Source organism: Pseudomonas sp. TYF_14, from assembly GCF_043105275.1.
GTDB lineage: Bacteria > Pseudomonadota > Gammaproteobacteria > Pseudomonadales > Pseudomonadaceae > Aquipseudomonas > Aquipseudomonas alloputida.
Genome location: NZ_JBICLK010000086.1, coordinates 38,901 through 64,768 on the forward strand (window position 1 = coordinate 38,901; position 25,868 = coordinate 64,768).

Below are 25,868 nucleotides of genomic sequence, written 5' to 3' on the forward strand. Positions count from 1 at the left end.
CAAATTGACACACCCACCGCAGCGCTTTTAACCTAGCGCCCAGCCATTGTAAATTGGTCTTACCAATTATCCAATGCCAGTGCCTGACCAACAACAATTAGGGGCCACCCCATATGCAAACCTGGCAACAACTCTATAGCCCGCTTGGTAGTCTTGGCCTGTCCGCACTGGCGGCGGTCATCCCTATCGTGTTCTTCTTCCTGGCCCTCGCCGTGTTCCGCCTCAAGGGCCACGTAGCGGGCAGCATCACCCTCGCGCTGTCGATCCTGGTGGCGATCTTCGCCTTCCAGATGCCTGTCGACATGGCCCTCGCCGCCGCGGGTTACGGCTTCCTCTATGGCCTCTGGCCAATTGCCTGGATCATCGTTGCCGCGGTGTTCCTGTACAAACTCACGGTCAAGAGCGGCCAGTTCGAAGTGATCCGCAGCTCGGTGCTGTCGATTACCGACGACCAGCGCCTGCAAGTGCTGTTGATCGGCTTCTGCTTCGGCGCCTTCCTCGAAGGTGCGGCAGGCTTTGGTGCACCGGTGGCCATCACTGCCGCACTGCTGGTGGGCCTGGGCTTCAACCCGCTGTACGCTGCCGGCCTGTGCCTGATCGCCAACACCGCGCCAGTGGCCTTCGGCGCCCTGGGCATCCCGATCATCGTGGCCGGCCAGGTCACCGGTATCGACGCCTTCCACATCGGCGCCATGACCGGCCGCCAGCTGCCGCTGCTGTCGCTGTTCGTGCCGTTCTGGCTGGTGTTCATGATGGACGGCCTGCGTGGCGTGAAGGAAACCTGGCCTGCCGCCCTGGTCGCCGGCCTGAGCTTTGCCGTCACCCAGTACTTCACCTCGAACTTCATCGGCCCGGAACTGCCAGACATCACCTCGGCACTGGCCAGCCTGATCTGCCTTACCCTCTTCCTGAAAGTCTGGCAGCCCAAGCGTGCGTTCAGCGAGGCCAAAGGCAGTGTCGGCGCAGCCGTTGTGCAGCCAAGCGGCAGCCAGCCTAGCCCGTACAGCTTTGGCGAGATCTTCAAGGCCTGGTCGCCGTTCCTGATCCTCACCGTGCTGGTCACCATCTGGACCCTGAAGCCGTTCAAGGCGGCTTTCGCTCCGGGCGGCGCGATGTACAACTTCGTGTTCAACTTCGCCATCCCGCACCTCGACCAGCTGGTGATCAAGACCGCACCGATCGTAGCCGCGCCGACCGCCATGCCAGCGGTGTTCAAGCTGGACCCGATCTCCGCCACCGGCACCGCGATCTTCCTCTCGGCGCTGATCTCGATGGCGGTGCTGAAGATCAACTTCAAAACTGGTCTTACCACTTTCAAAGAAACCTTCTGGGAACTGCGCTGGCCGATTCTGTCGATCGGCATGGTGTTGGCCTTCGCCTTCGTCACCAACTACTCGGGCATGTCCTCGACCATGGCCCTGGTGCTGGCCGGTACCGGCGCCGCGTTCCCGTTCTTCTCGCCGTTCCTCGGCTGGCTGGGCGTGTTCCTGACCGGCTCGGACACCTCGTCCAACGCCCTGTTCAGCTCGCTGCAGGCCACCACCGCGCACCAGATCGGGGTCAACGACACCCTGCTGGTGGCGGCCAACACCAGCGGCGGCGTAACCGGCAAGATGATCTCGCCGCAATCGATCGCCGTGGCCTGCGCCGCTACCGGCCTGGTCGGCAAGGAATCCGACCTGTTCCGCTTCACCGTCAAGCACAGCCTGTTCTTCGCCACCATCGTCGGCCTGATCACCCTGGTCCAGGCTTACTGGCTGACCGGCATGCTGGTTCATCACTAAAGTGAAAGGGGCCGGGCGCCGTCGCGCGCCCGGCACTCCCACAAGCAACGCTGCGAGAATCCATGATCATTTCTGCCTCTACCGACTATCGCGCCGCGGCCCAACGCAAGCTGCCCCCCTTCCTGTTCCACTACGCTGACGGCGGCGCCTACGCCGAGCACACCCTGCGCCACAACGTCTCGGACCTGGCCGGCATCGCCCTGCGCCAGCGCGTGCTGAACAACATGTCCGAGCTCAGCCTGGAAACCAAGCTGTTCGACGAAACCCTGAGCATGCCGGTGGCCTTGGCCCCGGTCGGCCTCACCGGCATGTACGCCCGCCGTGGCGAAGTGCAGGCCGCACGCGCAGCGGCGGCCCATGGCATCCCGTTCACCATGTCGACCGTCTCGGTGTGCCCGATCGAAGAAGTGGCGCCCGCCATCAACCGGCCGATGTGGTTCCAGCTGTATGTGCTCAAGGACCGCGGCTTCATGCGTAATGCCCTGGAGCGGGCCAAGGCCGCCGGCGTCAAGACCCTGGTGTTCACCGTGGACATGCCCGTACCCGGCGCTCGCTACCGCGACGCCCACTCTGGCATGAGCGGCAAGAACGGCCCGCTGCGCCGCGTGCTGCAAGCCATGACCCACCCCGAGTGGGCATGGGACGTGGGCGTGATGGGCCGCCCGCATGACCTGGGCAACATCTCCAAATACCGTGGCAACCCCACCGGCCTTGCCGACTACATCGGCTGGCTGGGCAACAACTTCGACCCGTCCATTTCCTGGAAGGACCTGGAGTGGATCCGCGAGTTCTGGGACGGCCCGATGATCATCAAGGGCATTCTCGATGCCGATGACGCCCGCGATGCGGTCAAGTTCGGTGCCGACGGTATCGTGGTGTCCAACCACGGCGGCCGCCAGCTCGACGGCGTGCTGTCCAGTGCCCGCGCCCTGCCGGCCATTGCCGACGCGGTCAAAGGTGACCTGAAGATCCTGGCCGACTCGGGCATTCGCAGTGGCCTGGACGTGGTGCGCATGATCGCCCTGGGTGCCGACACCGTACTGATCGGCCGCGCCTTCCTTTACGCCCTTGCCGTGCATGGCCAGGCCGGCGTGAAAAACCTGCTTGAGCTGTTCGAAAAGGAAATGCGCGTGGCCATGGTGCTGACCGGTGCCAAGTCGATCAGCGAGATCACCCGCGACTCGCTGGTACGCGAACTGGGCGCCTGAACGCCTGCAAGAACCACCGCCTGAATGACCCGGGGCATGTAGCGCACAGACGCCACAGCCCCGCGAGGAGACTGCATGAGCCTGCCCGCCGCGTTCCTGCGTGATGCCGAGCGCCTGATCCCCGCCGAACGCCGCTTCGACGACCCCACCTCCACCCTGGCCTTCGGCACCGACGCCAGCTTCTACCGCTTGATCCCCAAGCTGGTGGTGCGCGTCGAGTCCGAGGACGAAGTGGTCGGCCTGATCAAACTGGCCCAGCGCGAGCGGGTGCCGGTCACCTTCCGCGCTGCCGGCACCAGCCTGTCTGGCCAGGCCATCAGCGACTCGGTGCTGATCGTGCTTGGCGATAACTGGAACGGCCGCGAAATCCGTCGCCAGGGCGAGCAGATTCGCCTGCAACCCGGCGTGATCGGCGCCCAGGCCAACGCCTGGCTGGCCCCCTTCGGGCGCAAGATCGGCCCCGACCCGGCCTCGATCAACGCCTGCAAGATCGGAGGCATCGTCGCCAACAACGCCAGTGGCATGTGCTGCGGCACCGCGCAGAACACCTACCACACCCTGGCGGGCCTGCGCCTGGTGCTGGCCGACGGCACCCGCCTGGACAGCGAAGACCCAGCCAGCGTCGCCGCCTTCGAAAGCAGCCACGCCGAGCTGCTGGAAGCACTGGCCCGCCTGGGCCGCGAAACCCGCGCCAACACCGCGCTGGCCGAACGCATCCGGCACAAATACCGGCTGAAGAACACCACCGGCCTGTCACTGAACGCACTGGTGGACTACGACCAGCCGCTGGACATTCTGCAGCACCTGCTGGTCGGCTCGGAAGGCACCCTGGGCTTCATCAGCGCCGTCACTTACGACACCGTGCCCGACCACCCGCACAAGGCCAGCGCCCTGCTGGTGTTCCCCAGCGTCGAAAGCTGCTGCCGCGCGGTACCCGTGCTCAAGCAGCAGCCGGTCTCGGCCGTGGAACTCCTCGACCGCCGCAGCCTGCGCTCGGTGCAGAACATGCCCGGCATGCCGCTGTGGGTAAAAGGCCTGTCGGACAATGCCTGTGCCCTGCTGATCGAATCCCGCGCCGCCAGCCAGAGCCTACTGCACGAGCAACTGCAGCAGATCATGGCCTCGATCGCCGACTTCCCGCTGGAACAGCAGGTGGACTTCAGCGAAGACCCGGCCGTGTACAACCAGCTGTGGAAAATCCGCAAGGACACCTTCCCCGCCGTCGGCGCTGTGCGCCAGACCGGCACCACGGTCATCATCGAAGACGTGACCTTCCCCGTCGAGCAACTGGCCGAAGGCGTCAACCGCCTGATCCAGCTGTTCGACAAGCATCACTATGACGAAGCGATCATTTTCGGCCACGCGCTGGAAGGCAACCTGCACTTCGTCTTTACCCAGGGGTTCAACAGCGCCGAAGAAGTCGCCCGTTACCAGGCGTTCATGGACGACGTGGCGCAGCTGGTGGCGGTGGAGTTTGGCGGCTCGCTCAAGGCCGAACACGGTACCGGGCGCAACATGGCGCCCTTCGTGGAGCTGGAGTGGGGGCACGACGCCTACCAGCTGATGTGGAAGCTCAAGCGCCTGCTCGACCCCAACGGCATCCTCAACCCCGACGTGGTGTTGAGCGAAGACCCGGATATCCACCTGAAAAACCTCAAGCCGCTGCCTGCCGCCGACGAAATCGTCGACAAGTGCATCGAGTGCGGCTTCTGCGAACCGGTGTGCCCGTCCAAGGGCCTGACCCTCAGCCCACGCCAGCGCATCGTCATGTGGCGTGACATCCAGGCCAAGCAGCGCGCCGGCATCGATACCCGTGAACTGATGCAAAGCTACCAGTACCAGGGCATCGACACCTGCGCCGCTACCGGCCTGTGCGCCCAGCGCTGCCCGGTCGGCATCAACACCGGCGAGCTGGTGAAGAAACTGCGCAGCCAGGCCGCCGACCACGCTAAAACCGCCGACTGGCTGGCCGAGCATTTCCACACTGCCCTAAGCGGTGCGCGCCTGACCCTGACCGCCGCCAACACCGCACGCAAGCTGCTAGGCGCCCCGCGCCTGGGCCGCCTGAGCGCTTCGCTGAGTAAAGCCAGCAAAGGCCGCCTGCCCCAATGGACCCCGGCCATGCCGCAACCGCTTCGCCCGCTGGCCTTCGGCGCCACCAGCAACGACGCCCGCCCCCGCGTGGTGTACCTGGCCGCCTGCGTTTCCCGGGTAATGGGCCCGGCCTATGCCGACCGCGAGCAAAGCTCGCTGCTGGACAAAACCCGCGCCCTGCTGGAAAAGGCCGGTTACCAGGTGGTGTTCCCCGACAACGCCGACAGCCTGTGCTGCGGCCAGCCGTTCGCCTCCAAGGGCTACCCCGAGCAGGCCGAACACAAGCGCCAGGAACTGATCACCGCCCTGCTGCACGCCAGCCGCGGCGGCCTCGACCCGATCTATTGCGACACCAGCCCCTGCACCCTGCGCCTGGTGCAGGACCTGAGCGACACCCGGCTGGACCTGTACGACCCGGTGCGCTTCATCCGCACCCACCTGCTCGACCGACTGGAGTTCACCCCCCAGGACGAACCGGTAGCCGTGCACGTGACCTGCAGCACCCAGCACCTGGGCGAAAGCCAGGCCTTGATCGACCTGGCGCGGCGTTGCAGCAAACAGGTGGTGATCCCGGAAGGCATTCATTGCTGCGGGTTTGCCGGTGACAAAGGCTTTACCACCCCCGAGTTGAACGCCCACTCGCTGCGCAGCCTGAAGGACGCCGTGCAGTATTGCAGCGAAGGTATTTCCACCAGCCGCACCTGCGAGATAGGCCTGTCGAGCCACAGTGGTATCGACTATCACGGTTTGGTTTACCTGGTAGACCGCGTCACCCGGCCACGCAGTATTTAGGGCGGAGGCGGTTCGCCGTGGGGGGTGTGGCGCCTGGGAGATCGAGCGCCGCCCGCGCGGCGCATCGCGAGCAAGCTCGCTCCTACATCTGTTTCGGGCCAATTATTCCTGTGGGGTTTGCGCGCGAGCGCCTTGGCGCATGGCGTGATATCGCGTTGGCTACCACGGCGGTCGCGCGCGCCTGTCACAGGCGTAACTGGCCCGAAACAGATGTAGGAGCGAGCTTGCTCGCGATGCGCCGCGCGGGCGGCGCTCGATCTCTCAGGCCCCGAACATCCCACGCCGAGCACCTGCCCCCCCCCACACATCCCGATGGAACCCCCGCCAATCCCCCGCAGTCCACCTTACAGGCCCACCTTCCAGAGGCCCCAGAGGAGACACCCATGAAAGGTACCGCACTTTCGGCCCTGTTCGCGGCCGCCACCCTGCTGGCTTCGCCGGTGTTCGCCGCCGATGACCTCTGCACCGCCAACCTGCAAAAGATCGACGACACCATGGCCACCGCCGGCGCCACTTCCGAAGGCCTGGACAAAGCCATCACCGAGCACGTCGACAAAGCCAAGGCCGCCCAGGCCTCGGGCGACACCAAGGAATGCATTGCCATTACCAGCAAAGTGCTGGAGCGCCTGGAAAAAACCGAGAAAGGCAGCGGCAGCAGCAGCGGCGGCGCGTGAGCCCAAAAGCGGGCGACTGGACCGGCTGTCGACGTCGCCCGCGCAATGGCGTATACTCCGTCCTACGCGCCGTAAGGTGCGTTAGCCAAGAGCTAGTGCGGGGCCGATTAGGATTCGACGCCGGTAGCGAAACTCTAGGTGCATGCCGAGTTGGTAACAGAACTCGTAAATCCACTGTTGCAACTTCTATAGTTGCCAATGACGAAACCTACGGCGAGGAATCCTACGCTCTCGCAGCGTAAGTGACCTTTGCTTCTGGTAGCTTCGGCTCCAGCAATCACTAGGGGATGCCTGTAAACCCGAAATGATTGTCATACAGAACAGGATCGTCGCGTAGCACGTTGTGGGCGAAGTGACTAAAACTTACACAACTCATCCAAAGCACCCTGCCCGTCGGGCGGCTGCGGATTAAATCAGTAGACACGGCTAAGCATGTAGTACCGACAGCGGAGTACTGGCGGACGGGGGTTCAAATCCCCCCGGCTCCACCAAATCCAAAGAAGAAGACGCCCTCGGGCGTCTTTTTTTGTGCCTGGCATTCGGGCGCTGCGGGTCGAAAAAATCGGATTTAATCCCTTTCTTGTAGGGCGTTTCCCAAAGATACTGCCTGTGCCTGTTTTCCGTTGCGGTCATTTTTTCAGGGTTTTAGTCTCGGTGGGTCGTTGCTCATCAACGGCATGACTTTGACAGGTCGCGACGGTAAACAACAAAACGGCTCGTCGTTATGGCGGCTGTACGTGCGGGCACGCTTGCGTGCGCCGGAACTTGTTGTTTCCGCCGGTCTGTCAACCCGCGTACAGCTGCCACCCTCTGTTTGACAGCAGACGGTGACGGCCCTGAAATGGAAGCAATCATGTTGAAGATAGTCCCCGACCCACCCCACCACCTCCATTCCCTGGAAGACACGATCATGATGGCCTCGGACTACGCGCTCTGTGCGGAAGCCGTAGCCCAGCAGGCAATACTGATGCAGCCCAAGTCCCCCGCATCAGTTTTGATCATGGCCTCGATGCACGAGATTGAAACCCTGCGGCGGCTACTCGAATCCGCGCTGACGCAAATACAGCAAACAGCCAACCCGCAACCGATGCATTGATTCGCATACCGAGCGAAAAGCCTGTGCAAGCCCGGCTTACCGGCGCATCAGCAGAACCAGGGAGATTGATCAATGACAACCGAAGACACCCAATGCACAGTTGGTAAAACCATCTTCTTTCAAGGCGAAAACCAGACCCACCCATTGTTCCGCATCGAAGCCGGCATTCCTTGCCAGAACGCCCGCGAACAGGCCTCGGAACTGATGGGCTACGCGCGGGACCTGACCATCGATGGGCTGATGGAAGACAAGCCAAAACTGATCTGGGCGGCGCATTACCTCTGTGCTTTGGGCAAAGCGCTACTGGATGATGCAGAACTCGGCATGATGCGTTGAATCACGCCCCGCGATGCTTAAAGGGGTCAGCGTCAGCTGCTTGGCCCCTGTTACGCCACACGATCAACGCCGAGGGATGCGGTCTTTCTCAGCAACCGTCGCATTGATGCGCCGCAGCATTGCCATCAACCCACCATGCAACCCGGTGCGCGTCAGCTTACGTCCCGCCAGTTGCTGCTGGATGAGCGCTCCCGGTCCGTTGTAGATCTCTTCGAATGTACCGTCACGGTTCATGCGAATGCCCAGGTAATAATCAGGCACATGGTGTACCGGGAAAGTCAGGCTCGTGCCAAACGTGGTCTTGATCTGGACATTCCGCCCCTCGTCGCAGACTGCATCGTGGTGCTTTGTGAGTCCTTCGTTCAGCGTCAACTTGTAAGCCAAGCTGGCTACTACTTCACCTATATCACCGACTAAACGGCCATCCAGGGTGAATGGTTTGCCAGGGTATGCAGACTGTAGCTGGGAGACGGCAGCGAACAGCCCCTCCAAAGCGTTTTGGATTTTCGACTCAATCTTTGGATCCATGTAATCCCTTGATGCCTTACCGAACCTATGCGCCATACCGTCCAGATCGGCGCCGGCTCTCGGTTTGAAATTCCAGCTACTCAAATGATATCAAATTGATGTCCAGAGGCCTATTTACGTGGCCGACGCCACTAATACTTCTGAAGAGATAGTCGCGGATAGTTTTGCGGATTTCCTCTCATGGCAAGCGTCGATGTGACCAGCAACGGTGCTGTGGATGAGGGTGCAGCAGACCAAGGAATTGAGCGGTGTTGACGGGCTCGCACGTAACTCGACAACGCCATGTACGACAGGCGAAAATCACTCCGGCTGAGAGCGCAGAGCGCTGGCAGCGAGAACGCCTTGGGCTTGGCAGCGGAAGTATGTGATTGGGTTCCTCAAAAAGCGTCTTCTCGACGCAGCAACGCAACGCGGTATACTTCCTCCTAACCCTGCGACTTTGCTCGCTCGTCGTTTACAAAAGTTCCAGTTAGAATAGCCTCCTCTAGGAGGCACTACCCCGATGATTGATGCTGTTGACCTTTTCTGTGGCGCCGGAGGCCTGACCGCTGGCATGCGTAATGCTGGTATCGAAGTCTACGCCGGCTACGATATTGAGGCCCAGTGCAGGCACGCTTACGAAGTAAACAACCAGGCAGCATTCGTAGCGCAGGACGTCAAGACTCTCACCAAGGAACAGCTTGAAGCATGGTATCCACGAGTCGAAGGCCGCTACCGGCTCCTCGCGGGCTGTGCCCCCTGCCAACCCTTCTCCACCTACAATCAAGGGCGAGACACCAGTACAGACAGCAAATGGCCTCTGCTGTACCACTTCGCACGCCTGATTCGAGAAGTGCAACCTGAACTGGTTACGATGGAGAACGTTCCTGATGTAACCAAGCATCAGGTCTACCAGGACTTCGTAGCCAACTTGGAGTCTCAAGGCTACAAAGTGTGGGCGAACCGAGTGGCCTGCGTAGACTACGGCCTACCTCAGCACCGTCGTCGACACGTCCTGTTGGCCTCCAAACTAGGCCCAATCAAGCTCATTGAGCCCACCCACCGCAATGCCCCCGTCACCGTCATGGACATGATCCATGACCTGCCTCGAATTGCCGCAGGCGAGTGCGATCCCAATGACCCCATGCATCGCGCTGCCACGCTGACTCCGATCAATTTGGAACGCATCCTGCGCTCACGCGAGGGCGGCACTTGGCGGGATTGGCCCCCACACCTAATTGCAGAGTGTCACCGCAAAGCTAGTGGCAAGACCTACCCTAGCGTCTACGGCCGGCTGAAAAGAGATGAACCGGGCCCCACGATGACCACGCTGTGCTACGGCTTCGGTAATGGCCGCTTCGGTCACTACGAGCAAGCGCGAGCGCTCTCGCTGCGCGAGGCTGCAATTCTCCAGTCCTTCCCAAGAGACTACGAGTTCATGCCGCCGGAGCAAATTACCTTCAAAGCAGTCGGGCGGATGATCGGCAACGCCGTACCAGTTCGTCTGGGTGAAGTGATAGGTGAAAGCCTCATGCGTCACGTCGAGGAGTACGAACAAACTCGCCCACAAGAAATTCCCGCCCGAGTCGTTCCTCAAGCTCTGTAGGCTTGCGAGTTTCACATTCCCAGATCACCAGTACACGCCAGCCCAGCTCACACAGCTGGGCTTCTTTTTTTGCATCCCGCACGACATTGGCCTCGAACTTGGGAAGCCAATATTCCTGCCGGCTCTTCGGCACGCTCGCGTAACGACAGCCAAGATGTCGATGCCAGAAACACCCATGCACGAAGACCACCGTCCGGAATCTCGGCAGGACTATGTCCGGTGAACCTGGGAGATCCCGACGATGCAAACGGAACCTCAGCCCCAAAGCATGCAATGCTCGACGCACGACGATTTCCGGCCCAGTATGAGCACGCTTGACCGCACGCATAATGTCACTACGCGACATTCCCCTCCTCCACTGATCAGGCGTCGGCAGGAACGATCACCCCTGTCATCGCCAAAGCCTCCAGATGCCCGTGAAGCTGGCCCGGCAGAGGGTCGCCCGAGATCAAAACGCCAGCCTCTATATTTTTCTCCATGGCGTGCCCAGTCAGGTTCGCACTGGTGATAAAGCACATTTTGCCGTCGGCTACGGCGACTTTGGCGTGGACGCGCCCGTCAGAGAATGGGCCGACCTTTTCACGCCACGCATAGATTTTTGCGGCGGGGACCAGCGTTCTCATTTTGCCTATCGCATCAAAGGCGATGCTACCGCCGTGATCCTCGGACAACTCAAGCAGCATGGAGATGACCACTCCTCGATCACTAGCCGCATTCAGCGTCTTTACGATAGTCGAGACGTCATAAGCCACGAAACTGGTTATGAAAAGGGTCCTCTCAGCGGCATTGATGACTTGCAACAGCGCCTGCTCTGTTCGACGAGCAGAGACGATGGGTGTCGTCGGCCCTGTCCACACGAGCTCGGTGGATTGCTGATTCGCAACCTTGGTCAAGACATGACCTGAAGCGAGAAGCATAGATGCCAACTCCTCAGCGCTAACAGCGCTAGCTCGCCAGGCATTGATGAGTTGATCCACTAGCCCGGCGGCAGTGGGCGTGCCAACCACGCCCGACAGTGCGCTGCTAGCTTTGCTGGTATCGGTCCGGCGAATCCGGCTAGCTATAGCCTGAACCTTCTCTGGAGAGACCAGGCAGACAACGGCCGCAATGGCGTCCAAAAGCTCATCCACGTCAAAAACCCTTGAAGAAAGCAGCGTCGGCGCGTTCGAGTGTCGGTACGAGCAGTGATCGATCCAGATAGCGGTTGCCCCGCTCACAAGAGGTCTCCGCCACCAAACTGCAGGCATGGCAAGCAGCACCATGGAGGGAGCGATCCTTTTCCGGACCATGCTCCGAACAAAGTGGATCGGAAGAGCAAATTTTCGAACGATTCAATGCTTGCTCCAGTAAGCGCCCCAGATTTTCTGGCTTACCGAGATCGACGAGGCCGCCCAGCGTGCCGTCCGAATCCGCTGCAGCGGTATAGATGAGGATGCCAGCCTGCGAGCTAGCTCCTGATGTTTCGGCATAGATGCGCTCACGAATGCTCGCGGCGTTGTATCCGCACTCCAGCGCCAACTCTCGAATTAGTAAATGAGAGAGCGTGTGCAGCATCGCATAACGAATTCCGGGATAACCCTCATCCGGGTCGAGATGACGCGAGTTCCGCCAGCCCTTATGACCACCCCGAAGCATCTGGTCGACCTTTCTGACACCTTCCAAAGCCTCCCAGCCAGCAAGCGCGGCCTCGTCGAACTGGATGAAGATTCCCTCACCATGAACCTGATTGGCTGGCACCCAATCTGGCTTGCCACGTGACAAGCTAGCCATCTGCGGTCGCTCATCGGGGTTACCAGACTCTTCAGGGGCCTCGACCCGAGTAAAACCCAGCAACGCATTCACCTCGCGTAAACGCTCAAGGAGCAGGACTCGGCTGATATGGCCTCCGAGACCCGGCGGCGTTCCAACTTTCTTACTCATGAAATGGGGGTAGTCCGTGGGCGGATTAGCTTCAGTCAGCACGCCCCACTCAGGACCTTTGATGTCGACCTCACCAACGACCGCCTGTCCTCCGCCGTTGCGGTGAGCCTCGACGGCCGTCCAGATCGCGGCCGCATCATATTTGTCGATACCTGGTAGCGCTCCAGTCTTCTTCAAGGTCTTCACCGTCACCAATACCTCGGCCTCGGAATTAAGGTCTTCGAAGAACTCCCAACCATCCTGAATCAGTTGACTGAGCGGGTCTTGGGTTTGAGGAATCGCAAGCGCCGAGAGTGTGATCGGAAACCAGCTATTCGTGGCCCCCAACAATACTGCGCGAGCCTCCTCTTCACACTCCTTATCGAAGTGATCCAGATGCGGATGGCGCCCTCTGCAGCCAGGCAGATTCTCTTTCCCGGCCTTACCGAATGCCTGGGCCAAGCTTCTTGAAGTCGAACAGGTATCACACTTAACCCAAAGGTTTTCGGTCTGTAATGAGGCTCCACTTTCATAGAAACGCAGAGTTCCCTTGCACGAACTGTTGCCACCATGGACGAAATAATGCCATGGGAAGTCGTCGAGATGACCGTCGCGGCAGGCTAAGAGGAAACGCGCAGGCACGGCGTCCGCATCCTTGGGAGGCTTGTTACCTTCAGAACCACGGCAGCCTCTGTGGACGAAACGTGTTCGCTCCGGTCTAAAGCGGTTCTCCTTAATCTCGAACAGGCCGGCATCGAAGGGTGACAGTAGGCCGCACTTCACGCAGCGCATCCAGCGCGGGAATGGCCGAACAGGTACGCCAATATTGGCCTCAGCCGACCAGACGTCGGCAAGCTCACTCTTCTGGAAGGGTGGCATCCGCAGATTCTCGACCTGCGCCCCCAGAACCTTCCGGACCGCGGCAAGAAGCCGTGCCTCTTGAATCGGCTGGCAGCGATCCTTTTCCCATCGGTCGATACCGAGCGTCACTACGGAAAGGCTGGGTAGGTCGATCAGAGCACCGGGTCCATAAGTCCACAGTAATTGGCTGGGACGTACTTCGCCGACTGGAGTTTTGTTATTGATGATCATATTCAATCCTCATCCTTAGTTGCAGGACGAGGCTTCCAATCGTGATCGTCCGTGATATGGCTCGTGTTCATGATCAGGCGCACCCCTGGCTCAACCTCACGCATCGACATGGGTACAGTCCAGTTGTCCCAGGCTTGAAATCCTGGTGGCTTGATCAATGCAACGGTCTTGTCTTTTTCAGGGCCGCGTTTCTCATACGCCAAGATCCGTCCGCCCTTGCTTACTTCTTTCGCCCATTCATCGGCGCGCTCTTTCAACTCGGTCTCAGCCAACTGCTTACGCGAATTGTCTTCAGCGACATTGCCCGCGCGAGTCGCCAACACCTTGATGGCATCGACGATCTCGGCCTGATTGGACATGCTCAATTGGCCAGCGCCTTCGTTCGGGCTGAAATTGTCGTACTCCAAACGCATCAAGCTCAACAGCGAGCCCGTCAGACCTCGATCCATCGCTCGCGGTGAGAACGGCGTTACCGATTGCGCCTCGACGTGTTTGTAGAATGTGGCGTGGTAATGCTCGAAGGTTTCGTAATGCGAAAGGTCGCGCGGTCTGGCCCATGTCAGCACCGTGCAGACTAAGCCAGGGAAGGAACGCCCGACGCGACTGGTGGCTTGGATGTACTCAGCCGTACCTTTGGGCTGGCCATTGACGGCCATCAGGCCGAGTCGATTCACGTCAACACCCACTGACAGCATGTTGGTCGCCAGTACCACATCGATGGCGCGCGTGTCACCTTCCTGCCAGCGGGTCACATACCTGCCGGTAGCTGTGTCGAACTCAGACTTGAACTTGACCTCCAGATTGTCGAGATACTTGGGAATATCCTGACTCGATACGCGCGACGTCAGCTCACGAATGTTACTTATGCTGCGCTGTGCTAGCGCTGGGCGCTCCACCATGCTCATCTGTACGCGGTAGGAACGTGTCTGTACGTCATCCTCTGCCAGACGCTTCATCCCCCCCAGCTCACGCAGGGAGTTGAAGTAGCCCACCATAGTCATGTAGGGGTCGGCAGGCTCGCCAAAGTGATCGAACAGCTCTTGTGCCGCCGTCAAAAACGCAGTGTAGACTCGGATCAGCATCGCAGGGCGTGAACTACCGGGAGAGCACACACCGAGATAGCGCCGCCCCGGTTTTTCCTCTATCGGGCGCTGCACCGAAAAGAAGTTGTCTTCCACGTCCAAGCCGTGCGGAGGAAACACCGAAACACGCCGCATGAAGACGTTGTTCACTTGCTCCTTGGCTTTGCGTACCGTTGCCGTGGAAGCGATGATCTTCGGCTTAACCGTCTTGCCATCAAGCGTCCAGCCGCACAGCTCATCGACAGCAGTTTCATACAGACCAACCATGGTGCCCAACGGCCCACTGATGAGGTGAAATTCGTCCTGAATAATCAGGTCAGGTGGGCGAATCGGGTTGATGACCTTTACCTTCGAAGTAGGAAAGCCTTTGCCCGCTTGGTGATTGCCATTGCAATCGGCGCCTTGCCAAAGCAGCCCGTGGCGCTCGCATTCCCGGCCCACACGACCAAACAATGTCCGCACCTGACCACGCCACGCCATCATGGCGAACTTGTCCACGGTTGCGATCATCATGGTGGGTGGGCGGTGATAAATCTCTTCGTCCACGACCAGCAACGGAATCCCCGGGTGCGGCTGCTTGATGGACTTTCCTTTGGAAAAATCGCAGCGGCCTTTGTTGTCGCCGCAATAGACGAAGGTTCGGCCAGCTCTTTTATCGACTTCGACGTCTCGTCCCGGAGCCACCTCCGAGCCACACCACGGGCAACTGGTGAGCTGCGAGGGCGATGCCGCCCCGGCGTTGTATCTGCCAGGGTTGCGTACATCCTCAATAGCGCGATGGCTGTCCTCGGTCGTGCCCGGCGTGACCTTGTTGCCAACCCAGAGGCCGATGGTGAAAGGTTCGGTGCCGAGGGATTTGTCGCCCTTGTCCAGCGCCTCACGCCGTAACACCTCCATCGCACAAATCAATGCCGTAGCACGCTGGAACTGCTGAAGCGTCAACAGACGCAGGGTGTAGCGCATGATTACGGCCAAACCGCGTGAGCTGTCGTAGCCGCCAAGGTTGCCCTGCATACGTCGGATGGCCATGGTGAAGGCAGCTACACCCAAGTAGGCCTCGGTCTTGCCACCGCCGGTAGGGAACCACAACAGATCGGCATAAGCCTCGACGGGCTGGACGCGATCCGGGTGACTCGGATCTGCCAGCGATGGAATCGAGAGAAGCAGAAACGCCAACTGGAATGGACGCCAGCTGCGGTTCTTCACCAGATCGAACTTGTCGATGCTGACATTTTCACCCCGCCGCATCGCCAGTGCGTATTGGCTGCGCACGCGTTGCGTCGCCATCGAACGGTTAGCGAACCGGAAGGCCGCCAGGGCCTTCTCATTGGATTTCAGCGTGTCGATGCCTTGTTGCAGACGCTCGCAGATCTCCTGGCAGCGATCCATCGCATGTTGCGACTGAGTGTCATAGCCAGTCACTTCGGTACCGATACGAGCACGCTGTTCTTCTATCCACGAGGTGTAGTCCTTGGTCAACATGTTCAAGGCGTCAACCAGCGGGTCAATATCTAAGGTCGCCAGTCGCTGCATGTCGAGCAAGCCGCTGCTGACCATCACGCGCATCGCCGGGCGATCGGAAGAGTCAAGGCCCGGTGTCTCCGTCACTTGCACTTCGTACTGCGGCATGACGGTGGTGCGGACTTCGGTGGCTAGCGACACGTCCTCTGCAGTTTCAGCATGGACGGCAACTCCATGGCCCATGGCGAACTCGACGCGATTGCGATAGATCATTTCCAGCGCTTCACGCTCGGGATCCACACCGTCTGTGTCTAGCACTGGCCTGCGCCGGAAGATGGCCCGTTTGGCGGCATCCTGCGCAGAACGAGCGATCAGCTCAGGCTGGAATACCCACGCCGTATCGCGGTTGGTCTTCAATTCTTTCTGTGCATTCACCAGGAACAAGGTGACCAACCGATCTCCCTTGGCGCTCTTGGCTCGAATGGAACCCTGCACGCGCACTTCGGGAAACTTATTATCAGGAGCCAGATGTGGAATCACGCCTTCAGTCAACGGCAGTACGATCTTGCCGCCACAGGGAATACGTTGCCACACTTTGGCTTTCTGTAAATTAGGTTTTATGAGGTCGTGCTCATCGTTCGGTACACGCTCGTATCTCCCCCAACGAGCTTCGATCTCGATCCGATCGGCATCCCCATCCACACAGAACGTCATACCGATGCTGCTGGGCACCAGCGACTGGTTACTGGCAGCATCAATCTCATCAGCCGAATCCGATTCCGGCTCCACCCTTCCGGTAACCGTTCCAAACTCCGCACCGGGTTCGTGCCGACCGGGCGGCTTGGGCTCGGTAGGTTCCTCGGCCTCGTCATTGGCCAGCGGCCCGTCCAAACCCTCAATGCCGCCCTGTGCGGCCTCACGCGGGGCCAGCTTGCCTACCAAATAGCGATCCCGCACCCCCATATCAACGATGCGCTCACGGGGACCACCAGCCGGGCCGAGCAAGTCGTCCATCACGGCCAGTTGCAGCAGCTCGCGGATATAGGCCTGATCCTCAACGGTAGGCACCTCAGCGATGCTCTTGTTCAATGCCCTGGGAAGCGACTCCAGAAAATCCGCCCATTGGATGCGACCAACGTCGCCAGAGGACGGTGGGGTGAGTGACATAAGACCAATAGAAACCGCCGAATCAACCAACAGCATGCGATCGAAGTAAATCGTGGTTGCTTCCAGATCGGAACGAACCCGCAGCACCCTCGCGACTCGTTTGATGTAGCCAACGGCGCTCAGGATCAACATCCAATCGTCATCGGCGATGGCTTGATACAGCGAGCGTTCCCCCCTCAGCCTCAATGTGTAGGGGGCCAGCGTTGGATCGAAGGAAAGAGCATGATCAACGGCGATCCATGCATTTGGTGTTGTCGTCATATTCTTGAACCTCGATTCACGGGCTAAACTTCGACCCGCGATAAATACGGATAGATGCGGTAGCACTTCTTGAAGATTTCGAAAGGGTTCTCGTCCACGTCCGAAGTTGGCAACTCGAAGCCCATCGTTGTCATGGCATCAGCGCTCGATTCCACAGTCAGCGGCTCTTGAGTCGAAAGCGCGTGCAGATCAAGACGATGCGAAGCATCATCCGTCGCGTAGAGCTCCCATCTCTTCAACAGGCCTTCTACGGCCTTGCCGTACTTCTTGGAAACGATGACTGCAGTGGTAATCATCGCCTGGCCCTCGGCGTAGTGCGTAGCAAGCGCCCAAACGATCCGACGATCCCGAAAACTGGGCACTTTCTTCTGCGGCGAGGCCTGGACTTGAATCATGATGTCCCTCTGTGCTGGCTTTCTCGGTGAGCGGGCTGGATGCAATAGCGTGCCCCACGCCTCTCGCCTTGGCGTTCGATTCTCCTGTCCGCGATCAGGGCATTGATCGCGGCGTTCCATTGGCCGTCAGTGATACCGACGGCAGCGACGAGGTCGGCTTTGGCGTGCCAGCCAGGATGCGCTTTCAGATATTCGGCAATTGCGTGGGACGGGCCAACGGCACTTTCATTGGCCGGAGCAGAGTCGAAGTCGAATGACGGCTGTTGCGTGGGCACGTTCTGAGTGCTCGCAGTGCGAGATTTGCGGGCCACGAAGCCAGCAGCTTTTCCGTGCAATCCTTGGGCGACTTCTTCACCGTAGCGCTGGCGGTTCAGCTCCGACAGCCGCCGCAGCACTTCGACGCGCGCAGCTTCCGAGATGGTGAAGCGGACGCGATCTTTTTCCGGGAGGTATGGTACTTCGTGGAAACCGTGTCCGAGATCTAGATCTTCCCAGCCGTAGGCCTGCACCACAGCCGCGTCCATTTCACGCTGCAATGCACGCAACCGTTCGATGCGAGGATCGCGTTCGGTGTCGGTATGAAAGCGGTTGTAGAGCTTGGTAAGACCGATGCGATCGGCTTGCATGACTTCAATACGCGCTTGATCAAGTCGACTCCCCAGGTCATCAAGCGAGCCATCTGGTGCATCATGAAAACCCACAGGGAACGAGAACGGTTCGAGCGCATCCGTTGGGCTATATCGCAAGTCATTCTTCAGTCGTGAAGCGTGTTGCCACGCGAATACCGCATGAATATTTGATTGAAGTAGTGCGAGATCTCTATCTCTATTTGCTGAAAAAATGACAGTAGCATCTGAAAAAATGATGCCTGTTCTGACAAATGAGAATGCTAGCGTCTTGCTTACGCGCGTAACGACCAACACACGCTCTGATCGCATAGCCGCCGGATTCCAGTCTGGCGGATGCTTTTCAAATTTATGTCCAAAACCAATGGTGTGATACAGATTTGGAACAGCTTCGGAATAATGCCACCAGCGGTCTCTATACTTTGCTCGATTGAGCTTTTCACGAACCGGTTTAACGAGAGAAAGAACTCGTTCATAGGGTTTAACGTATGCTTTGGCGCGTTCTTCACTCCAGTCCCAAAAATTGATTACAAAGCGACTCGGGCGCTGTTCCGGATCAGAATTTAGGTCGCTACCGTTGAGATAAGGAAAGATTACCTCTGAGTTTTTAGGGTCGGCGTCAAGCATTTGCTGAGCTTCTTCGGGCGTGAGAATAAACCCCATGCCGTTGACAACCGATCCGATGAAAGTAATTCCTACATTAGCTTTTAGCCGCTGAAGACTCCAATCTTCATGGCCCGACAAAAAAGCTGATATGTAGGGCACTTCCACACCGTGCAGACTGCGGGAGCCATCCCATTTACCCTTTCGCACGTGGACACGGCTAGTGACAACCGCAGCGGCTCCTGGCCAAGCCTCGTTGGGATAAGCAGAATGTATAACAGCACCAGTTTTGAGCATTTCCTCAAGACCGACTTGACGCGTATCACCCTCGGCAATTGTGTTTACCGCAAGAAGACCAAAATGCCCATTTTCGCGAAGAAGCGAAAAAGATCGTAGAAAAAAATACGCAACCAAATCAGCGCTTCCAACTTTTCCCCCAGCTACATAACTAACAAGCCAATCTCGGAAAGCTGTTCCCGCAGCACCTGTTATCCGCTTTCCTCCTAAGAACGGTGGATTGCCCACTATGCTGTCAAAACCGCCGCGCTCGCAAGCGAATACCTCGGGAAACTCCAATGGCCAATGGAAAGACTGGCGGGCTGGCTTGTCGGCGAGCAAATCGGTTGAGAGCGTGAGGAGGGATCGTTTGCGAATGGCTTTAAGTGAACTCGTGCTGCCATCAACAGCTTGGTCCGCCAAAATTGCAAGCGATGCGAGCCCATTTTCTAGGGCTGAAGCATTGAGCCCTGTTGCGAAAATATCACCGATAAACGCATCAGCGATGCTTTCCGGTACCTTGAGCCTGCGGCGAGCATCCGCATCCAGATATGCCATGGCCTCCACATCGCGAATGTCGCGGATTGGCACTTCGCGCAGGCGTATCCGCAGCTCGATAGCCTCACGCACGGCCTGCTCGATGTTCTGCCCAAATAGACGTAACTGACCTTGACTAGTGGGGCTCATCGAAAGCTGGGTGAGCTGATCTAGCCGATGGATGCCCAACAAGCTGTCGCCGCAGCGCAGGTTATGGTCTAGGAAGCCAAATGGGCACCCCTTAGCTAGGGTCACCAGCCAAATAGAGAGCTTGGCAAGCTCGACCGCCAACGGATTCAAGTCTACGCCGTACAGACACCGTTCGGCGATGAGTCGGCGGGCTGTCACAGTGCGAGTCTCAGTGTCGCGGGACAGAAGCTCTTTGGCAGTTCCCACATCCAGAATTTCACCATCCACGCTTACAGACTTCCCCGAAGCCTCGACCTGTGACCAGGCTTCAACAAGTCGATCTGCTAACCAGCGGCAGGCTTGTACCAGAAATGCTCCCGACCCCATGGCTGGGTCACATATCTTGAGATCAAGCAGATCGGCGGGGGATTTCAATACCCATCGATCACGAGGCATTCCCTCTGCCGGTCCGACATAGGCCACCGGAGTGAGAGTTTCGGCAACGATCGCTTCGGTCAGTGATTTCGGCGTGTAGTGCGTACCGGTTTCGCGCCGGTCGGAACCGGTAGTGACGATGAAAGCACCTGCGGGATAGACCAGTGGATAGCCCCATGGATCGGTACGCAGCAGATGGGCATAGGGTTTGACGCGGTCGCGGAGTTTGGTGTCACCTTGGCAAGCGGTCAGCAGGTGGTCGGCTAAGGTGTCATCGACCGGCTTGGTCAGATCGTTGCGCACCCGGCTGGCAGAGCTGCCAGAGCGTTCTTGCAGCAACTCAGCCAAGTGCGTTGCACCATCCAGACGTGCCGAATCCAGCTCGGCCAGCTTAACCCATGGCGTCTTGGCGCTCTTGGTGGCATCCAGCTCCAGCGTGACTTCATCGGTGCGCTTGACGGTGCGTTCGAGCAGACCTTCATACACGTAACCAATCTGCTCGACATCCAGTGCGCGGTAAGACAGTGCGCGCCCCTGAAATTGCTGAATGGCTTCCAACAACAATAGAACGGTGCGGTTGTCGATGGGCAGGGGCCTAGCTGCATCGGTGCGCCAGTCCGAGCCTTTCGCCCGACCTTCAAGGAAGGGGAAACGGTCGGGATCGAATAGCGAGCCGCCCAGTGCGGGCAGCCGCAGGTTTTCGTGCTTTATGCCGCCAAACACCGCGCGGAAGATCGCCAACAAGCGCGACCACGCATCCCAGCGGCGCTCAAGAATTTCTTCGGATTCCTTGCGTAACTGCATGCGCAAAGTAGAGAGCGCGTAGTTGGCTTCATAGCGTTCGTCGCCCATCAAGAGCAGGCCACGCTCCTCGGCGGAGAGCAGGAACACCAAGCGCATCATTACCGTCAGAGCGGCTTCATAAAGCTCGGGTTCCTTGACGTCGTACAGGAGTTCTCGATTGCGATCCTGGTCGGCTTTGTCGAGCGTCTGAATCAACACTTCAACGGCACGGCGTACTTGCTCACCAAGCGCATCGGTGACTTCGTCCTGGAACTTCAGGGAGCGATCGAACAGTGCAGGCAGTTGTTCGGACTCATCGACAAAGAAACGACGAATGCCGAGCAGGTGCACAAAGGCCTGTAAGGTGATGGGCTCCTGGCTCCAGATACGAGCAAACCAACTTGCAAAGGTGCTGACGGCACCCACAGGGGCATCCACCAACATCCAACGCTCACCGTTGGTCAACAGTCCAAGCCGGCAACCGAGTGAACGGCATAACTGCACCATGCGATCAGCGGGAGTGGCAGCCCAGCCGTCTCGCTTCAGGGTGGCATCGAGATCGACATCCTGTGCATATGTCTGGATCAGCAGCAGCGGCTTGTTAGCACGCTGCTCATCGATTACTGCAAGATCCGGCGACAGCGTTGCGCTATATTCAGGGAAGCTGGCTTGTAGATTTAGGGCGCACCAGCCAGCGCGTTTTAGAACGTCGCCTTTGCCATCTTCATCAAGTTCAAGGCCCCGCGACAGCACTTCGTCAATCCACGCCACGTGCAATTCGGCGAACTGCGCGTCTTCCAGCTCCAGCGCTTCGCACCATTCCTCGTAAGCTTGGCGCAGACGTTTGCGTTTGATGCCATTGAGTTCCTCCAGTCCTTGCGGGAGGGCTTCCTTTAGAACAGGAACGGCGAGGAAAGGGCCGGAGATTTCGATCAACGAAAGCCAATCCTCATGCGCACTAATCGTACTCATACGGCACCTCCCTGAACTGCCGACTCAGGCACGAGAAAGACCACGGCGACCGGGAAGGTGCGGTCATTGAGTTTAGTGTAACGGGTTTCGATGGCCTCGGCCTCCTGCTGGCGCTCGGCTGGAATGCGAACGAGGCGCGCCTCCAGTGCGGCGGTGTCGCGCCTGATCTGTATTCTCTCGTCTTCCGAGAATAATGAGAGCTGCTCTGGCTGTTGATCTTTTTTCAGTTCGGCTTGAATGGCTTTTTCCAGCTCATCAAGCACAGTGCCGATGTCAGCCACTTCCAACTGCTTACGGGATTGAAGGGTGTTGGTCAGGAATTTGAGCCGGTCTTTAGAGCGTGCGTCGACCGACTGCAGGATGGAGCTCTGCGCTCGGTCGAAACGCACGCGGATGGCATCAAAATAGGCGTCTGCAGCTTTCAGTGGTTTGGCCTGATCCAGCCACTGCTGGACCTTAGTGACGCCTTCTTCACGGCGAAAGTATTTGTCCCCTAGGTAGCCACCTGCCACAGTCAGCTCTTCGTGAAGGCGATGATGGTTACCACCGGTGACGACCAGCCGCGAGATGACGACCACAGCGGGGCCATCAATCAGGGCATCCGGTACCGAACGCACGGTTACTCGATGCAGTTTCTTCACATCGTCCTGCGCCCAGACCTCGGCGCGTAGCAAGCGCAGGCTCATCTGTACCAATCGGTGGTTCAGGTGAACCAGCACCACATCGTCACGCCCGGTTGCGACATCGTGATCAAAGGTGATAGGTCGAATCTGCAGTGTATGGGGGTGTCGCAAGCCTTCAAGGCAACGCGCCCACGACCCAGAAAGGGTGGGCATCTTGAATACGGTTCCCGCCGGGGCATCAGCCAAGGCAAAGGGTTCGAGCGGCGGGCGGCCTGCCAACTCAAGGCCTGTCTTGACCGCCATTAGAATGTGCTCTGGCGTGAGGTGAAAATCCTGCTGCGTGGTCAGGAGCCGTTCGTGCAGCTTGGCGACGCGGTCTTTCAGTTCGCGCTCGGCGCGCACGAAGCGTTTGGCCTGAGCAATCTTGGCTTCTGCCAAGCGAGTGTCGAGCTCTTTGAGCGAGCCTTCGATCAACCCTGACATCTGTGGCGCGATGACCGGGTTGACGCTACCCATATCCGCCCGCATGGATTCGAGCTTGCGCAGAGCCCGGATGATGTCCTCGCCATGGCCACCAATGGTGGCTTCGTCTTGTTCGCCGCCATCGACAGGGTGCCAGATCAACACTTCCTTCTGGCGCTGACCGTGTCGGTCGATACGGCCGTTGCGCTGCTCCATCACATTGGGGTTGTAAGGGATCTCCAGATGGATGAGGCAGTTACAGTGGTTCTGTAAGTCAATACCTTCGGATGCGGCATCAGTGGCCAGCAGGATGCGAACTGCTGAATCCTTGGGTGAGGTCTGGAAGGCCGCTTTGACTTTCTCACGTTCCTCCTGCGCCATGCCGCCATGGAGGATGGCCAGTCGGTCGCCACCGAAATCATGGCTGGCCAGGATCTGGTGCATCCACTGCTGCGTGGTGCGGTATTCGGTGAACAAGATGACCCGACGATCATTCCATCGACCGTCGGTTTTGATGTTAGCGGTCAGCCAGTCGAGGATAGCCTTGGCTTTAGCGTCGACCTGGTTCTTGGCCGATTGAGCCCACAACCGCAGTTCATTGAGCGTTTGTTGCTGGTCCTCCGTCAGTGGTAGCGCACGACGCGAGGCCTCTTCAACGGCCTCGGACTGCGCGTTTTCAACCTCTAAATCGTTTGCATAGTCTTCGTCGACCCGCAGGATGGCTTTGCGCAAGATGCGGTCGGCCATCGCATCTTTGTCTTTGCGCTGTTGGCCATTGGTCAGACTGGTGATGTACTTCTCAAGGGTAGATGCGAAGGCAGCGGGAGAGGAAAAAAGCCGTTTCTTGAGCAGTTGGTTCACGAACGACGTGCCGAAAGCATCGCCAGCTTTTTTGGCATCCTGCTCTCGGCTCGCGCAGTAGTCGTTCAGCTTCTTGTGAATGACACGCTCTTGTGTTGAGTACGAGGTCGGCAGCGCTTGCAGCTTGCGCTGCGCATAGAGCGGCTTGCCTTCGGCATCGACCAGATCGCTTTTGAGGCGACGGATCATCACCTGACTCAACTGCTTTTCATCGGGCAGGATGTTTCTAGCGAAGCGTTGGTCGTCCAGCAACTCCAGCAGAGAGGTGAAAGATTCCGTGTAACCATTATGCGGAGTTGCGGTGAGAAACAGGCGATGCTGGAAGTGCGGGCTGATTGAACGAATGAAGCGCGTCCGCTGGCTTTCCAGTGCGTAATTTGCTCCGGCAGCGGGGGCGATGTTGTGTGCTTCGTCGACGACAAGCATGTCGAATTTGCGTGGGTAGCTGGTGTGCGCAGGTAGGACGTCGCGCATGGCGCGCAGTCCTTCGCCGCTCTTGACCCAGTCCATGGAGGTGATCAGGCGCGGATGCGAAGTCCACGGATTGGCGTGGATACCGCGACCTCGACGCAATTGTTTGATGTAGCCTGTATCGACAATGCTGAAATCTAGGCCGAATTTCTCCAGCATCTCGACCCGCCACTTCTCTTGCAGAGAAGCGGGGCAGACGATTAGGACTGTGCGAGCACGGTGCCGCAGCAACATCTCCTGGATGACTAGGCCGGCCTCAATGGTCTTGCCTAATCCGACATCGTCAGCGATGAGCAGATTGACACGGGCCATGTCGATGGCGCGTACCAGTGGGTCGAGCTGGAAGTCCTCAATGCTGACGCCACTGCGAAACGGAGCTTGCAGAAAGCCTCTGTCAGCGTTGGTCGCAGCCCCCCAGCGCACTGCATCGAGAAACGCATCAAGGGTGTCGGAATCATCCTGGCCGGTGATCGACGGCAGCCCCGCACGCTCAATGACATGTGCGCCCGGCTCGATTTCCCAGATTACCTGGAGTTCTTCGCCGAGGGCATCCTCATCAATGGAGGCCAGCGTAACGGCATGCTGTCGTAAGCTGCCCAACTTGGAGGCATCCACTTCTGCCACCACCCACTGGCGGCGTCTCACTTCGACAAGCTGACCTGGTTCCGGGATATCACGGTAGCTGCTTTCCGCCATTGCCATTCTTAACCCCATAACACCATTCATCTAACCGATGATAACGAATGAAAAAAAACCATGTGCTGTGCGCCTTAGGAGCGCGCGGCATTAAATTCAGTTGGATACCAGCAGGAGAATCGAGGCCTGAAGCTGCAGCGTTCGTGCTCGTGTAAAACGCTGGAGATCGCCCCTCGGACACCAGCCTTGCATGATGTGAAGCCCGTCACCTTATCCATTGCTTCAAAGTGGGTAAACCCATGTCACCCCCTTTTTGCCATCATGGCAAATGCACAGAAATGCTCTCGTTGGTCTTCAGCGTTCCGGTTAGATCGTCGTGCCCTCCGTACTCCAGGAGGGTGCGTATGCCCTGCTGAAGCTCGTCAGCATAATTAGAACAAACGTAACCTACCCATGTCCGTATACGGCATGCTGTATCGCATGCGCACTGGCGGCCCTTGGAAAGGCACAAGACCAGTGCGCGACGCACTACAAAAGGTTATCTCTATCTCCGGCTACATCCAAAGCCATGGCAACCATCTCCATAGCGCTTCGTCGCTGCTCTGCACAGGTAGCTGGCTCGATGAAACAGTTCAGGTAACTGATCCATGTTACCTGGTCGGACTTCCCAATCTACTCGGTATTCTGCATTACACTGGATATGTACCAAGCCCCTCACTTGCTCAACCTCGCACTTCAACGCGCTCGCCCAAGCCTCTTGCATACAGGTGATCAAATTAGGCCTTTGTGGCTGCAACCGCCCGACTGTGTAGTAGGCGTCTCTGTTGAGCAGGATCAACAGGTGGTAAGACTGTCGCCCTCCCTCGCTCCTTTCTCTTGCCCAAACGTAAAGTACCTTACAGTCATGGGCGTGCTTGTTCAGCTCACGTGCCTTTTCACGGTTGTGCTCAATTTTGGCTTTGAACGATTCGATGAACCTGCTAATTGCATTTTATCTGAC

The 25,868-nt window shown here is 58.6% G+C and carries 15 protein-coding genes, 1 other RNA gene and 1 pseudogene; 8 read left to right on the plus strand and 9 right to left on the minus strand.

Annotation, left to right across the window (positions count from 1 at the left end; genetic code table 11):
• The first annotated feature begins 113 nt into the window (after positions 1 to 113).
• The 7 genes from ACF8O8_RS22925 to ACF8O8_RS22955 all read left to right on the plus strand — a co-directional run bounded on the left by ACF8O8_RS22925 (position 114) and on the right by ACF8O8_RS22955 (position 7,984).
• The gene (locus ACF8O8_RS22925; RefSeq protein WP_010955372.1) at positions 114 to 1,784 is read left to right on the plus strand and encodes a lactate permease LctP family transporter; all 1,671 of its coding nucleotides are present in this window, start codon (positions 114 to 116) and stop codon (positions 1,782 to 1,784) included.
• 62 nt (positions 1,785 to 1,846) lie between these two features.
• On the plus strand, positions 1,847 to 2,992 hold the full coding sequence (lldD, locus tag ACF8O8_RS22930) for an FMN-dependent L-lactate dehydrogenase LldD (protein WP_003249907.1): 1,146 nt from the start codon (positions 1,847 to 1,849) through the stop codon (positions 2,990 to 2,992).
• Positions 2,993 to 3,067: 75 nt separating this feature from the next.
• Entirely contained in the window at positions 3,068 to 5,878 is a 2,811-nt protein-coding gene (locus ACF8O8_RS22935) for an FAD-binding and (Fe-S)-binding domain-containing protein (RefSeq protein ID WP_392510532.1), read from the plus strand.
• A 383-nt stretch (positions 5,879 to 6,261) separates the two neighbouring features.
• Positions 6,262 to 6,552, plus strand: coding sequence for a hypothetical protein (locus ACF8O8_RS22940; RefSeq protein WP_392510533.1), 291 nt, complete (start codon positions 6,262 to 6,264; stop codon positions 6,550 to 6,552).
• 99 nt (positions 6,553 to 6,651) lie between these two features.
• Positions 6,652 to 7,043, plus strand: a transfer-messenger RNA (tmRNA) gene (gene ssrA / locus ACF8O8_RS22945).
• Between the two features lie 362 nt (positions 7,044 to 7,405).
• Positions 7,406 to 7,648: a hypothetical protein gene (locus ACF8O8_RS22950; RefSeq protein WP_392510534.1), complete on the plus strand. Its 243-nt coding sequence runs from the start codon at positions 7,406 to 7,408 to the stop codon at positions 7,646 to 7,648.
• A gap of 72 nt (positions 7,649 to 7,720) precedes the next feature.
• A complete protein-coding gene (locus tag ACF8O8_RS22955; RefSeq protein WP_003249898.1) occupies positions 7,721 to 7,984 on the plus strand; it encodes a DUF3077 domain-containing protein in 264 nt (87 codons plus the stop codon).
• A gap of 63 nt (positions 7,985 to 8,047) precedes the next feature.
• On the opposite strand, the gene ACF8O8_RS22960 is transcribed toward ACF8O8_RS22955, so the two are convergent.
• Positions 8,048 to 8,512: a DUF6998 domain-containing protein gene (locus tag ACF8O8_RS22960; protein ID WP_392510535.1), complete on the minus strand. Its 465-nt coding sequence runs from the start codon at positions 8,510 to 8,512 to the stop codon at positions 8,048 to 8,050.
• A 502-nt stretch (positions 8,513 to 9,014) separates the two neighbouring features.
• On the opposite strand from ACF8O8_RS22960, the gene ACF8O8_RS22965 reads away from it, so the two are divergent.
• Positions 9,015 to 10,097: a DNA cytosine methyltransferase gene (locus ACF8O8_RS22965; RefSeq protein ID WP_392510536.1), complete on the plus strand. Its 1,083-nt coding sequence runs from the start codon at positions 9,015 to 9,017 to the stop codon at positions 10,095 to 10,097.
• Here ACF8O8_RS22965 and ACF8O8_RS22970 read toward each other — a convergent pair.
• From ACF8O8_RS22970 to ACF8O8_RS23005, 8 genes and pseudogenes are all read right to left on the minus strand, one after another.
• The gene (locus ACF8O8_RS22970; protein WP_267303060.1) at positions 10,021 to 10,443 is read right to left on the minus strand and encodes a DNA mismatch endonuclease Vsr; all 423 of its coding nucleotides are present in this window, start codon (positions 10,441 to 10,443) and stop codon (positions 10,021 to 10,023) included. The two genes, ACF8O8_RS22965 and ACF8O8_RS22970, sit on opposite strands and share 77 nt — an antisense overlap.
• Before the next feature lie 16 nt (positions 10,444 to 10,459).
• Positions 10,460 to 11,227: a DISARM system phospholipase D-like protein DrmC gene (drmC, locus tag ACF8O8_RS22975; protein ID WP_392510537.1), complete on the minus strand. Its 768-nt coding sequence runs from the start codon at positions 11,225 to 11,227 to the stop codon at positions 10,460 to 10,462.
• Between the two features lies 1 nt (position 11,228).
• On the minus strand, positions 11,229 to 13,088 hold the full coding sequence (gene drmB, locus ACF8O8_RS22980) for a DrmB family protein (protein ID WP_392510538.1): 1,860 nt from the start codon (positions 13,086 to 13,088) through the stop codon (positions 11,229 to 11,231).
• A gap of 2 nt (positions 13,089 to 13,090) precedes the next feature.
• On the minus strand, positions 13,091 to 17,059 hold the full coding sequence (gene drmA, locus ACF8O8_RS22985; protein ID WP_392510539.1) for a DISARM system helicase DrmA: 3,969 nt from the start codon (positions 17,057 to 17,059) through the stop codon (positions 13,091 to 13,093).
• 23 nt (positions 17,060 to 17,082) lie between these two features.
• On the minus strand, positions 17,083 to 17,454 hold the full coding sequence (locus tag ACF8O8_RS22990) for an O-methyltransferase (protein WP_392510540.1): 372 nt from the start codon (positions 17,452 to 17,454) through the stop codon (positions 17,083 to 17,085).
• The gene (locus tag ACF8O8_RS22995; protein ID WP_392510541.1) at positions 17,451 to 21,815 is read right to left on the minus strand and encodes an Eco57I restriction-modification methylase domain-containing protein; all 4,365 of its coding nucleotides are present in this window, start codon (positions 21,813 to 21,815) and stop codon (positions 17,451 to 17,453) included. Before ACF8O8_RS22995 ends, ACF8O8_RS22990 begins: the two co-directional genes overlap by 4 nt.
• Entirely contained in the window at positions 21,812 to 24,934 is a 3,123-nt protein-coding gene (gene drmD, locus ACF8O8_RS23000) for a DISARM system SNF2-like helicase DrmD (protein WP_392510542.1), read from the minus strand. Before drmD ends, ACF8O8_RS22995 begins: the two co-directional genes overlap by 4 nt.
• Positions 24,935 to 25,412: 478 nt before the next feature.
• Positions 25,413 to 25,853 (minus strand): annotated as a pseudogene (locus ACF8O8_RS23005) (inovirus-type Gp2 protein); the annotation flags it as partial.
• Between the last annotated feature and the right edge of the window lie 15 nt (positions 25,854 to 25,868).